12 protein-coding genes and 1 pseudogene are annotated in these 12,466 nt (G+C 72.0%); 3 read left to right on the top strand and 10 right to left on the bottom strand.

Annotated features, from left to right (window positions below; translation table 11 throughout):
- Positions 1-2 precede the first annotated feature (2 nt).
- The 4 genes from QM638_RS12405 to QM638_RS12390 all read right to left on the bottom strand — a co-directional run bounded on the left by QM638_RS12405 (position 3) and on the right by QM638_RS12390 (position 4,956).
- Positions 3-1,247, bottom strand: a complete 1,245-nt coding sequence (locus tag QM638_RS12405; RefSeq protein ID WP_415142290.1) for an LLM class flavin-dependent oxidoreductase — start codon at positions 1,245-1,247, stop codon at positions 3-5.
- Between the two features lie 152 nt (positions 1,248-1,399).
- Positions 1,400-1,693, bottom strand: coding sequence for a hypothetical protein (locus tag QM638_RS12400; RefSeq protein ID WP_415142289.1), 294 nt, complete (start codon positions 1,691-1,693; stop codon positions 1,400-1,402).
- 118 nt (positions 1,694-1,811) lie between these two features.
- Positions 1,812-3,059: an acyl-CoA dehydrogenase family protein gene (locus QM638_RS12395; RefSeq protein ID WP_415142288.1), complete on the bottom strand. Its 1,248-nt coding sequence runs from the start codon at positions 3,057-3,059 to the stop codon at positions 1,812-1,814.
- A 520-nt stretch (positions 3,060-3,579) separates the two neighbouring features.
- A complete protein-coding gene (locus QM638_RS12390; RefSeq protein WP_415142287.1) occupies positions 3,580-4,956 on the bottom strand; it encodes a lipase family protein in 1,377 nt (458 codons plus the stop codon).
- Positions 4,957-5,183: 227 nt separating this feature from the next.
- Between QM638_RS12390 and QM638_RS12385 the strand changes: the two genes are divergently transcribed.
- Positions 5,184-5,492: a GNAT family N-acetyltransferase gene (locus QM638_RS12385; protein ID WP_415142286.1), complete on the top strand. Its 309-nt coding sequence runs from the start codon at positions 5,184-5,186 to the stop codon at positions 5,490-5,492.
- A 76-nt stretch (positions 5,493-5,568) separates the two neighbouring features.
- Here the strand turns inward: QM638_RS12385 and QM638_RS12380 are convergent, their stop codons facing one another.
- Positions 5,569-6,336: an SDR family oxidoreductase gene (locus QM638_RS12380; RefSeq protein ID WP_415142285.1), complete on the bottom strand. Its 768-nt coding sequence runs from the start codon at positions 6,334-6,336 to the stop codon at positions 5,569-5,571.
- A 59-nt stretch (positions 6,337-6,395) separates the two neighbouring features.
- Positions 6,396-7,871 carry an RNB domain-containing ribonuclease gene (locus tag QM638_RS12375; RefSeq protein ID WP_415142284.1) on the bottom strand — a complete coding sequence of 492 codons (1,476 nt, stop codon included), beginning with the start codon at positions 7,869-7,871 and terminating at the stop codon, positions 6,396-6,398.
- 89 nt (positions 7,872-7,960) lie between these two features.
- Here QM638_RS12375 and QM638_RS12370 point away from each other — a divergent pair, with 89 nt between their 5' ends.
- Both QM638_RS12370 and yaaA read left to right on the top strand, forming a co-directional pair.
- Positions 7,961-8,647, top strand: coding sequence for a vitamin K epoxide reductase family protein (locus QM638_RS12370; protein ID WP_415142283.1), 687 nt, complete (start codon positions 7,961-7,963; stop codon positions 8,645-8,647).
- A gap of 8 nt (positions 8,648-8,655) precedes the next feature.
- On the top strand, positions 8,656-9,432 hold the full coding sequence (gene yaaA / locus QM638_RS12365; RefSeq protein ID WP_415142282.1) for a peroxide stress protein YaaA: 777 nt from the start codon (positions 8,656-8,658) through the stop codon (positions 9,430-9,432).
- Here the strand turns inward: yaaA and QM638_RS12360 are convergent.
- The 4 genes and pseudogenes from QM638_RS12360 to QM638_RS12345 form a co-directional block, all read right to left on the bottom strand.
- Positions 9,419-10,141, bottom strand: a complete 723-nt coding sequence (locus QM638_RS12360; RefSeq protein ID WP_415142281.1) for a histidine phosphatase family protein — start codon at positions 10,139-10,141, stop codon at positions 9,419-9,421. The two genes, yaaA and QM638_RS12360, sit on opposite strands and share 14 nt — an antisense overlap.
- Before the next feature lie 3 nt (positions 10,142-10,144).
- Positions 10,145-10,672, bottom strand: a complete 528-nt coding sequence (locus tag QM638_RS12355) for a zinc ribbon domain-containing protein (RefSeq protein ID WP_415142280.1) — start codon at positions 10,670-10,672, stop codon at positions 10,145-10,147.
- A gap of 222 nt (positions 10,673-10,894) precedes the next feature.
- Entirely contained in the window at positions 10,895-12,067 is a 1,173-nt protein-coding gene (locus tag QM638_RS12350; RefSeq protein WP_415142279.1) for a Nif3-like dinuclear metal center hexameric protein, read from the bottom strand.
- A gap of 95 nt (positions 12,068-12,162) precedes the next feature.
- Positions 12,163-12,466, bottom strand: a pseudogene (locus QM638_RS12345) (1-acyl-sn-glycerol-3-phosphate acyltransferase); the annotation flags it as partial.

Here is a 12,466-nt window from a genome sequence, read left to right as displayed (position 1 = left end):
TGTCAGGCGGTCGCTGCGTAGCGGTTGACGGGGCGCGCCAGGCCGAGGTGGCCGCGCAACGTGCCGGCGTCGTACGCGGCGCGGAACGCTCCGCGGCGCTGCAGTTCCGGGACCAGGCCCTCGGTGATCTGGGTCAGGTCGTACGGCAGGGTGCCCGGCCGGAGCCGGAAGCCGGCCAGTCCTACGGCCTGCCAGGCCTGCAGCAGGTCGGCGAGCTCGGTCGGCGTGCCGGCGAAGATCTCTGCGTCGGAGGCGAACTCGCGGCCGGCAAGGTCGTCGAGCCGGGACAACCGCCCGCGGGCGGCGGCCGCATCCTCCTCCAGAAAGACCAGGATGTCGGCGAAGAGACCGGGTATGTGGCTGCGACCGGTGCCGGCCTGGGCTGCGCGGATCCGAGTCACGGTCCCGGCGGCCTCCTCGGCGGAGTGCGGCGTGACGAAACCAAGGTCGGCACAGGATGCGATGAACTCGTACGGGATCTGGGTGCGCCCGAGGGCCGCCACGATCGGCTGACCCTGTGGCGGACGAGGGGTGATCGAGGGACCCTTGACCGAGAAGAAGCGGCCCTCGAAGTCGATGTAGTGCAGCTTGTCGCGGTCGACGAACCGGCCGGTCGTGACGTCACGGATCTCGGCGTCGTCCTCCCAACTGTCCCACAGCCGGCGCAGGACCTCGACGTAGTCGGCGGCCTCGGCGAAGGCGTCCGCGAGGCGGGCGCGTACGTCGGGGCGCTCGAGGTCCGCCCGGTCGGCGGCGGTGAACGGGGTGATCGTGCGGCGGCCGAAGTGCGCCGCCTCGTCGGCACGACCGCTGATGCGTACCTGTACGCCGGCACGACCGGCAGCGGCGTAGTCCAGCGTCGCGATCGCCTTCGAGAGGTGGAACGGTTCGGTGTGGGTCACGATGGCCGTCGGCACCAGCCCGATCCGCCGGGTGGCCGGCGCCACCCTGGCCGCGATGAGCACCGCATCCAGTCGGCCGCGTACCCGGTCGATGCGATGATCATCGTGGGACGACGACTCGCTCTGGAGAGCGAGACCGTCCTCGATGGTGACCAGGTCGAGCAGTCCGCCCTCAGCCTGGCGCACGAGATCGGTCCAGTACGACGGCGTCAGCAGCGCCTCCGGCCGAGCGTCGGGCTCGCGCCAGGCGGCGGGATGCCAGCCGGCACCATCAAGGGCGACGGCTAGGTGCAGGTGAGGAGAGGGATCCGGAGCGCGGTCGAGGGCGAGGTCGCGAGGGGGCATGTCCGTCAGGGTGGCAAAATCGAACCGCTTTGTCTAGTAAGTCAATAGTGTTTCTTGTTTTCTTCGGATTCTTCCACCTGCGGTGACCATGAACCCGGCCGAGGCCAGGTCTGACCACGAGACGGCCTCCGCCGCGCGCCGGCGTTTCGTGGTCAGGCGCCAGGCCCGCCGTCGCCGTCATCGGACTCGTCTTCGAGGTAGCCGGTCCTGGGATCGACCGCCTCAAGGAAGGAGCGAATCGCCGCGACGTGCTCACGTGTGGTGCTCGTCCCGCGGTCGGAGCGGCGACTGGTGAACCCGTATCCGACCGCGGGCCCGGTGAGTCGGGTGTAGTGGTACGCGCCGGGCTGTGCCTCGTCGTACTCCACCTGAAAGATCTCGCCGTCCACCGTCACCCGGAACCGATCCGGTGACGCCCGCTCTGCTTCGTGACGGCCCCACTCCATGCCCGCATTCAACCAATCCACCCGTACCCACCCGACCCGCACGCCGGCATCCGGGTCGATCCAGCTGCACTCCGCACTCCGTCGCGCACCCCGGATCCGGGGCTCCCACCATGCTTTCTCAGGTGTACCAGGACGGCTCGGGCAGCTCGTCGAGCAGGACGTAGCGACCTACTTCGGCACGCTTGTGTGCGATCGGGTCATGCAGGCTGTGGGTGCGGATGTTGCGCCAGAAGATGTCGAGCCCGACGGAGCTGGCGGTGGCCCGCGCGCCGGTGACCTCGTAGATGCGGGTGCCGATCTCGAGGCCCGTGTCGATCGCGACCTGCTTGGCCGCAGCGATCACCACCTCTGCCTCACCACGCTCGTCGGGCGTCACGGTGTCGGCATGGGCGTTGATCGCCTCGATCAGGACCGCGGCCCGGTCGGTGAGGGCCTCCACGGCCCACAGCTTCGAGCGCAGATCACCGTAGGTCTCCAGGACGTGGAACTCCTCGGTCGCCTTCTGCTTAAGGTCCGGGGTGTAGGGCCAGGGCCGCGTCTTCTCCCGGGTGTAGGTCGCCGCGGTGGCGAGGGCGCCCTCGGCGATGCCGAGATACATGTTGGCGAAGATGATCTGGATCAACGGCACGTTGAGGGTGTTGTAGACCCGGGGCACGAAGACGTGCTCGCCGTCCTGCTCGACGTAGCCCGCCGCGGCGGCCCACGGCACGCGGACGCGGTCGACGACGACGCCACCGCTTTCGGTCAGGCGCTGCCCGAGGGCGTCCCAGTCGCCCTTGAACCGGATCCCCGGCTGCTTGGTCGGGACGATCGCGAACACGTGCTTGTCGGTGCCCTCGATCACGCCCTCCAGCACGGTCGCGTCGGCGACCCGTCCCCCGGTCGAGAAGGACTTCTCGCCGGTGAAGACGAGCTCGTCGCCCTCCTCGGTGATCACCAGGTCGGAGTCGCGCGGGTTGACGGCACCGCCGAAGAACCACCGCTCCTTCGTCGCCTGCTCCTCCACCGCTGCGATCTGCTCGGGGGTGGCGACCAGACGCGCCGCCCATGCCCACAGGTAGTGGTAGCCGAGGAGCTGGCCGATGGAGCCGTCGCCGGCCGAGACGGCGCGGACCACCCGCAACGCGGTGGTCCAGTTCTCACCGGCGCCACCGTGCTCGATGGGGCCGAGCAGCGTCACCAGGCCGGAGTCCCTGAGCAGTTCGACCTCGGCGTAGGGCGGTTGATTGGCCCGATCGCGAGCGACGGCGTCGACCGCCAGCTCGGTGGCGACCTGGCGGGCGCGCTCGATCCACTCGGCGGAGGTCGCCGGGCGAGGGCCCCATGCGGCAAGCGAGTCGGCGGTGGTGGGTGTCTCGACGGTCACGGGTTCTCCTGTTGTTTAAAGTCAAGTGACTTACTAGAGAATGCCTCAGTGGCCGGCGCCTCGCGACCCCTCAGGCATCGAAAGCCCCGACAGTCCGATCGGAGCTACCTGCCAGGCCGTCACCGCTGTACGGCGGAGTGCGTCTCTTAAGATGCGCCGGCGCTCGTGCAACGGTCGAGCGCAACGCCGATGTCCCCGTCGACGAGTACGGCGTTGTCTCCGACGAGTACGGCGTTCTCCACGACGAGCTCGAGGATCTCCTCGATGTCCGATCGAGGCGGCCAGGATCTTGCCTCACCGGTCCGATCGCCCCGGCCCTCGGTGCCTCATCGGGGCACGACCGGGGCGATCCCGTGTGGTGGGGACACGAACGCCGGGCGCATGAAATGCGGGGGACGCGCGCCTGGCTCGTTCGACGGTATCCGACCACGCGGGTAACACGCAGGTAAACCGAGCAACGATCTGGTTGCTCGTGGCCCGCCCGGCGATGCGGAGACGCCGCGGCCCGCAGCGAGTCGCGCTACCGCTGCACCGAGATCGGCTCCAGTCCGTTCCCTGCCGGGATCGAGCCACAGCTGCTGGGCGCGGTGACGCCGGCGAAACGGGCCTCCAGCCAGGCGGTGGCCTGCGGCAGCCAGGTGACGGCCGAGGTGAAGTGCGACAGCGGGTAGGACTGGTACTTCACGGTGACGCCGCGCGCACAGTACTCCCGCGCCAGCGTGCGCACATCGCCCGCGATCATGACGCCGTCACCGGCGCCGATCCCGGCCTTGCCGCCCGAGGTGCCCTCCAGCTCGCCACCACTGCCCTGGCCGATGAACATCGGCGCACTCGGCGTACCCGCCGTGCCCATGATCAGCCTGTTGGCCACCCGCACGTAGACCGGCACGCTCTCCGGAGTCGGGTAGGCCGGCTTGGCCAGCTGCTTCCAGGTCAGGCCCGGATAGGCGCCGAGCACCTCGGCGATGGGCGCCTGGTCCATCCGCGCCATCACCCGCTTGCCATAGGCGCTCAGGTACGGAGTCAGATCGATGTGGTAGCTGCGCGCGATCCCGATCAGTGCCATCGGCGCGACGCCGGCCCACACCGTCGACCCCTCGACGTAGTGCAGGTTGTGCGCCGGCTCGACGAGTACGCCGCCGATGGCGGTGCCGACGATCCGCTTCGCGATCCCCGGGGCGTACGTCGGCGCCTGCTCGGCGGCCCACTCGCTCGCGATCGCACCGCCGGAGTAGCCGATCAGCCCGATCGGGGACGACGAGCCGACCCCGGTGACCGTCGACCGCGAGACCGCGCGCAGGGCATCGAGGGTGACGGTCCCGTACTCCGGCCCGGCGGCGAAGTCGGCTCCTTGCCCCTCGGTGTCGGTGATCACGATGGTCGCCCCGGCGAGCAGCATCGGCGCGAACAGCACCGTCTCCACGTTCGTCACCGCGCCGCCCAGGCTCTGACCGCCCGCGATCGCCACCGACGGCTCGTCGGCCGGGCTGAGCGAGTCGTAGAAGGACTGGTAGGAGACGACCGTCGGGTCCGAGCCGGCCTGCACCAGCGGCCGGATCACCGTCGTCACGTTGACCGCCGGCCGGCCCAGGGCGTTCTCGGTCCGATACAGCAGCTGCTCGGTCTCGAGCGGCAGCGAGACGCCCTCGACGTGATAGTCGACCGTGCGGGTCTTGAGCACCGTGCCGACCGCGATGCTTCGCAACGGCTTGGCGCCGGTGTAGCGGTAGAACGCGTCGTGTGGCGAGGCGGTCGCGACGCCGGTCGTCACACCCGTCGGCACGCTGGTCCCCGCCGCCGCGGCCGGAACGGTGAGCGCGGTCGGCACACTCAACGCACTCACGCCGATCATCGCTGCCCGCAGCGCCCTGCCGAACCGTCCGCTCATGCTGCTCATGCCGCCCTCACTCCCGATCCTCGGTGGCACACGTCACAAGTCCAACGGGGTACGACGACCGAAGTTACTCTCCGGTCATATACGGCCCGTCCGGGCGGCAGCGGCGGCGAGTCGAGCCCGCCGAGGTGCGGTGGGCGCACCGGCCATCGGAGCTACCGGCCATCGGAGCTACCGTGGGCCTGAGGCAGCCGGCGAGCGAACCGGCCGGACGGATCCGAGGAGCCAAGGTGAGCGACGAGCCCGAGCCCAGCTATGCGCACGTCCCCGACCGAGGGCGCTACGAGGTCCGTCTCGGCGACGAGGTCGCCGGCTTCGCCCAGTACCGCCTCCCCGATCCGACCCACGTGGACGTCGTCCACACCGAGATCGATCCGACCCACCACGGCCGGGGCCTGGCCTCCGGGCTGGTCGGCTTCGCGCTCGCCGACGTCCGGGCGGCGGGCAAGCGGATCGTGCCGAGCTGTCCGTACGTCGCCGCCTGGATCAGGCGGCACCCCGGGGAGTACGACGACCTGACCGACTGGCCGCACGACTGACGCGACTGACGCGACTGACGCGACTGACGCGACCGGGCGGTGCCGGGCGGTGCCGGACCGAGCGTGCCCACCGGGGTCACCCGATCCCACCGGACACGGTCAGCCCGCCGTCGATGGCCAGGCACTGCCCGGTGATCCAGTCGGCGTCGTCGGAGAGCAGGAACGCGGTCGCGCCGGCCACGTCGGTGGGCACGCCGAGCCGGCGGAGCGGGTAGCCGGCCGCGACCTGCTCCTCCCGGCCGTCGTACAACACGGTGGCGAAGCTGGTCTTGACCACCGCCGGCGCGACCGCGTTGACCCGGACGCCGGGGCCGAGCTCGACCGCCAGCTCGGCGGTGAGATGGATCAGCATCGCCTTGGTCGCACCGTAGAAGGCGATGCCCGGGGCCGGCGTGATCCCGGCCGCCGAGGCGACGTTGACCACCGCGCCGCCGTGCTCGGCCATCCAGGCCTCGTGCGCCTGCCTGATCCAACGCAGCGGCGCCAGCGCGTTGACCTCGACGGTCTTGCGGGCCGCCTCCGGGTCGAGGCCGAGCAGCGGTCCGTAGGACGGGTTGATGCCGGCGTTGTTGACCAGCAGGTCCACGCTGCCGAACCGCTCGATCGCCTGCGCGACGGTGTCCGCCTGGTGCTCGGCATCGTCGGCGCGACCCGCCACACCCAGGGCATGCTCGGGACCCAGGGCCTCGACCGCCTCGTCGAGCGTCTCGGGTCTGCGTGCGGTGAGGACCACGTCGGCGCCCTCGGCACGCAGTCGGTGGGCGATGGCCAGGCCGATGCCACGGCTGGCCCCGGTGACGATCGCGGTCTTGCCGTCGAAGCGGGTGAGGCTCACGCGCGCCATCTTGGCATGCGCCGAGGTCACCCGGCAGCCCGCCCGGAGGCGCGCCGGGACGGGCGCGCCTAGCGCAGCTCGAAGGCGACGGTGCGGCTGGCCACGTCCGCGGTGACCAGGGTGACCTCGACCTCGGTGCCCAGGTCCAGCGGCTTCGCGCCGCGCACCGCGGCCTCCACCGCGGGTTCCTGCACCGTCACCGACCCCCGGGTCGGCTCCTTCTCGGCGACCTCGACGATCGCGCCCGAGAAGCGCTCCCCCACCCGTGGCGCCAGTACGCCGGCCTCGACCAGGTTGACCACCGCACGTTCGTAGGCGCCGGCCTGCCTCCCGGAGGCGCTCATCGTCTCCGGCAGGGTGGCGAACGCGTCGGTCACCCAGGTCGGCACCGACACCCCGGCGCAGAGCGCGACGCAGACCTCGCCGGCGTACCGGTCGACCAGCCGTCGCAGCGGCGCGGTGACGTGCGCGTACTCCGCGGCCAACGCGCTGTGCCGGGTCAGCGCCGGCAGCGAGCCGTCGAACGCGGCGTACCCACTGCCGCGCAGCAGGCGAGTGCAGGCCGACGCCATCGCGGCGTGATCGGCCCGAGCCGGGTCCAGCGAGCGGATGAACGCCGGATAGGGCTGGTCGTCCGGCCAAGCGATGCCGAGCGCGACGGCGGTGCGGTGCAACCGGGCGATGTCGCGTGGGTCCGGGTCCGGCAGGGTGCGCAGCACGCCGACCTTGGCCCGGGTCATCAGCGTCGCGGCGCCGAACCCGGTGAGCAGCGAGAGCTGGGCGTTCCACCGCTCGACCGGCAGCATCCGGCGGTAGCTCAGACTCCACCGGTCCCCGGCCACCTCGATCTCCTGGTCGGGCAGCGGAAGATCGACGCCGCCGCGCTCGGCCTCCTTCGCCAGCCGCAGCTCGCCGATGGTCTCGAAGAGAGCCAACGAGTCCGCGTAGGCGCCGTCGAACCGGCCGGCGTCGACCATCCGCTGTACGCCGGCGTAGTCGAGCCGGGCGATCGAGCGGACCGTGGCGCGTTCCACCCGGGTGTCGACGAGCTCGCCGGTGGCGTCCAGGGCGAGGGTCCACAACAGCGCCGGCCGGGTCCGGTCCGGCAGCAGCGACGCCGCGTCCTCGGAGAGTGCCGTGGGGTGCAGCGGGATCTTCGAGTCGGCGCCGTAGAGCGTCTCGCCGCGCCGGTGCGCCTCGGCGTCGACCGGACCGCCCGGTGCGACGAAGGCGGCCACGTCGGCGATCGCGTAGTGCACCAGGTAGCCGTCCCCGTCGCGCGCCAGATGCAGCGCCTGGTCGAGGTCCATCGACCCCGGTGGGTCGACGGTGACCAACGGCAGATCGGTGCGGTCCACCCGCTCCCCGGTCAACCCCTCGTCAGCGCCGGCCCCGGCCGCGGCGGCCGCGGCCCGCTCGACCTCGGCAGGGAACTCGGGGGTCACGTCCAGCTCGCGCTGGATCTGGGCGATGCCCGCGCGCAGACTCTGCCCCGCGACACCGTCGTCGGCTCGGCCGACCCGGAGGACTCGACTCGCGACCATGACGGCACCCTAGATGACTCGGGGTCGCCGGGCCCCGTAGGCTCCAGGACGAGCTCCAGGGTGGTCTCGGTCCGACAGGAAGGCGGCAGGTGAGCAGCGACAGTGACGATCTCGAGGACGGTCTCGAGGACGAGCTGGATGAGCTCGGGCTGGACGACCTCGACGAGACGGACCAGACGACCGGCCATCCCGATCCGACCCGTGAGGGGCTCGTGCTGCCGGTCTGGCTGCTGATCGCGGCCGTCGTCGGGCTCTATGCCGCCGCCTCGCTGGTGCTGGACAAGATCTCCTACTTCGAGCAGCTCGCCGCCGGGAAGAGCCCCGTGCTCGGGTGCAACCTCAACCCGATCGTGGGCTGCGGGAACGTGATCAACACCCCGCAGGCCTCGATCTTCGGCAACGTGCCGAACCCGGTGATCGGCGTGGTGGCGTGGTCCGCGCTCGGCGCGCTCGCGATCACCCTGATCACCCAGCGCCGGTTGCCGTCCTGGTTCTGGATCGGGCTGCAGGTGGGCGCGACCGGTGGCATCGTGATGGTGAGCTGGCTGCAGTACCAGTCGATCTTCCACCTGAACGCGCTCTGCCCGTGGTGCATGGTGACCTGGGCGGTGATGATCCCCACCTTCTGGTCGGTGACCTCCCACAATCTGCGGCGCTGGCTCCCGGGACTGCCCACCCGCCGCTTCGACGAGTACGTCGTGCTGGTGATCGCCGCGCACTACCTGGTGCTGTTCGCGGTGATCTGGAACCACTTCGGCTCCAAGCTCTTCGCCTGAGGCCGCTGGTGCTCATCCTGTTGCCGCCCTCGGAGGGCAAGACCGCGCCACGTCGCGGCGCTCCGCTCGATCTGGCCGGGCTCGACCTGCCGGTGTTGACCCGGGCGCGCGAGGAGGTGATCGAGGCGCTGGTGGAGTGCTGCCGAGCCGATCCCGCGAAGGCGGCCGAGATCCTCGGCGTGCCCAAGAGCCAGCCGGAGCTGGTCGACCGCAACGCCGATCTGCTCTCCTCCCCCACCGCGCGCGCCGACCGGGTCTACACCGGGGTGCTCTACGAGGCGCTCGGCGCCGCCAGCCTGTCCACGGCGGCCAAGACTCGCGCGGCGCGGCGGGTCAAGGTGACCAGCAGCCTCTTCGGACTGGTCGGGCTGGCCGAACGGATCCCGGCGTACCGGCTCTCCGGCGACACCGCCCTGCCGCAGCTCGGCGGGGTGCAGGCCCATTGGCGGCGCCATCTCGGCCCCGGAGTCCACGAGGCACTCGGCACCGGGCTGTTGGTGGACCTGCGCTCGGGCACCTATGCGGCGTTCTGGCGGGCCGCCGAGGTGGCCGAGCGGACCGCGACCGTGCGGGTGCTGCACGAGATCGGCGGCGTCCGCAAGGTGGTCAGCCACTTCAACAAGGCCACCAAGGGCCGGATCGTGCGCGCGCTGCTGGAGTCCGGCGCCCAGCCGCGCACGCCGGCCGAGCTCGCCGCGGTCCTCACCGAGCTGGGGTGGCGGGTCGAGGTCGGGCCGGCGACGAAGAACGGCACCGGCCTGGACGTGATCGTCAGCGAGCTCTGACCCCGCGCCCCGCCGCTCCCGCGACAGGCAGGGCCGGCAGGCCGTTGTAGAGCCGGAGCGAGGCGTTCTGGTCGGGGTAGAACGACATGATGGTGGCCGAGGCCGGCGAGAGCTCCAGGGTGTAGAGCGCGGAGAGCGGGGCGCTCAGCGCGTGCGCGACCAGCAGCTTGATCGGCGTGACATGGCTGAGTACGACGACCGTCCGGCCCGGGTGGGCGGCCAGTGTCCGGTCCAGCCCCGCCAGCACCCGCTCGCGGACGGCCACGAACGACTCGCCCCCGGGCGGCGCCATCTCGGGTGAGGCGTACCAGGCCTCGAGGTCCGCCGGATAGCGTTCGGCCACCTCGGCCATCGAGAGTCCGTCCCATTGCCCGAACTCGGTCTCGGCGAACCCCGGCTCCTCCTCGATCGGCAGGCCGAGGAGCTCCGCGACGATCTCGGCCGACTCCCGCGTGCGTCGGACCGGCGAGGTCACCACCGCCGCCGGGTCGACCAGCGTGGGCGCGAGCCAGCGGGCCGTCGCGCTCACCTGCGCGCGGCCCGCCTCGGAGAGCGGCGGGTTGTCGCCGCCCAGTCCGCCGGAGAAGCGCTTGGCCGCGGTGTGCTTGGTGACGCCGTGCCGGATCACCACCAGCGTCGTGCCCGGTACGGCGTCGCGTGACCAGCCGCGCATCGGGATGCCACCGGCCACGTCCGCCGTACCGGACAAGGCTCAGAGCCCCGACTCGGAGGTCCGCACCAGGATCCGGGAGCATTCCTCGCAGCGCACCACCTCGTCCGGCGCCAGGCCGCGGATCCGGGCGAGCTCGGCCGGATCGAGGGTGAGCATGCAGCCCTGGCACTGACGCGCGCGGAGCTCGGCGGCGCCGATCACCTCGCGCTCCCGCAGCCGGTCGTAGAGCGTGAGCAGGTCGGCCGGGATCGGCTCGGTGGCCGGCGCCCGCTCCGCCGCGATCTCGGCCAGCTGGGCGTCGATCTCGGCGAGCTGAGCGGTCTGCTCGGCGGTCGCGACCTGCGCCTTCTCGTCGATCTCGGCGATCCGGCGCTCGAACTCGGCCAACGCGTCCTGGGCCGTCTCGAGCTGCTCCATCACCTCGAGCTCCTCGTCCTCGAGCACCGAGATCCGCCGCTCGAGCGAGGCCAGCTCGCCCTGCATCCGCTCCAGGTCCTTGGGGTTGCCGACCGCACCGGAGTCCATCCGCTGCTGGTCGCGGGCGCGGCGGGCCTTGACCGCCTCCACGTCGGCGTCGGCCTTGCGCTGGGCGCGCTCGAGATCGTCCCGGGCGATCCTGGCGTCCCGCGCCTGGCCGTCGAGCCGCGTGCGGTCCGCGGCGAGCTCGGCCAGGACGGCCGCCTGGGGCAGGTGGGCGCGACGGTGCCGCAGTTGGTGGGCGCGGGCATCGAGTTCGGCGAGATCGAGCAGCTTGAGCTGCGCGAAGGGATCGGCTTTCAGTGCGGTCTCCTACAGGCGAAGGGTCCAGGGATCGGTGACGAGAGTACTCACCCGGGTCGCAGGCAGGTCGCGGCCACGGTCCTGCTCCGGATCCTCGCACAGCGCCTCACGCAGTCGCCGCGCCACCACCGGCAGCCAGGTCCATTCGGCCGCCCAGTGGGGTACGTCGATCAGGGCCGGCCCGCCCTTGTCGAGGAACTCGCTCGCCGGATGGTGCCGCAGGTCGCTGGTCAGGTACACGTCGGCGTCGCTGGTGGCCAGCTGATCGAGCAGGAAGTCGCCCGCACCGCCGCACAATGCGACCCGGGTGACCGGTCGCTCGGGATCGCCGGCCACCCGGATCCCGGCGGCGGTGGCCGGCAGCGCCGCGGCGACCCGCTCGGCGAAGCCGGCCAGTGTGGTCGGCTCCACGGCGCCGACCCGGCCGGTGCCGGTGAGCGCGGCCGGACCGAGCGGCGCCAGCTCGACCACGTCGTAGGCGGGCTCCTCGTAGGGGTGCGTGGCGAGCAGTGCGGCGATCACCCGGCCGCGGAGCCGGCGCGGCAGCAGGCACTCCACCCGGACCTCGTCGACGATCTCGAGATCGCCGACCCGGCCGATCCTCGGGGTGGCTCCCGGCAGCGGCCGGAACCGCCCCTCGCCCGGGGACGAGAACGACGCGGCCTCGTAGTCGCCCAGTCGCCCGGCGCCGGCCGCCGCCAGTGCCCGGCGCAGGTCCTCGGCGTGCTCGCTCGGCACATAGACGGTGAGCTTGTCGTAGCCGGTCGCCGCGGCGCTCGTGGCGGCCGGGACCAGCGGCGCCAGGTCGGTCAGGCCGAGCGCCAGCGCGAGCGACTCCGAGACTCCCCCGATCGCCTGGTCCGCGTTCGTGTGCGCGGTCAGCAGCGCGCATCCGGCCGCCGCCAGGGTGGCCAGCGTCCGCCCCTTCGGCGTGGTGGCCGGGACGCCGTGCACCGGTTTGAGGAAGAGCGGATGATGGACGACCAACAGGTCGGCACCCCACCCGGCGGCCTCCTCGGCCACCGACTGGACCGGGTCCACCGCGAACATCACCTTGCGCACCTCGGCGGCAGGGTCGCCGTACACCAGGCCGACGGCGTCCCAGCCGTCGGCCGTGTGCGGCGGGTACCACTCGTCCAGGAGCGCCATGACCTCGGCGAGGGTGGGGGCCGGTGACGTCATGGGCTCACCCTATTCGCCACCTACTCGCCTCGATTCGCCACGCCGGGCCGGTCTGGGCCGGGCTGGATCGTCCCGACGGCGACGCCTCCCTCGGGTCAGGCGTCCAGCCTCGGGTGCGCTCGCCTGCGCCAGGCGCGGATCTTGCCGGGCTCGATGTCCGGGGAGACCGTCGACGCCCACACCCGGCGCCACCGCGCGATGTCCGGACCCGAGGGATCCGGCGTCTCGCCGGAGGCGGCCCGGCGCAGCGCCGCGTACCAGTCGGTCTGGTCCTCGTCCAGCAACCGTGCCACCCCGGCCCGGACGCGGGGCGCGAAGTCGCGCACCGACTCCCCCTCGCCGGGCAGCAGCGGCTCGCCGAAGCGCACGGTCAGCTGTCGCCGGCCGCGCGCCGGCCAG

It is taken from the genome of Nocardioides sp., assembly GCF_047606145.1.
Lineage (GTDB): Bacteria > Actinomycetota > Actinomycetes > Propionibacteriales > Nocardioidaceae > Nocardioides.
The sequence above is the reverse complement of the archived record's forward strand: the minus strand, read 5'-3'. Positions and strand labels throughout refer to the sequence as shown.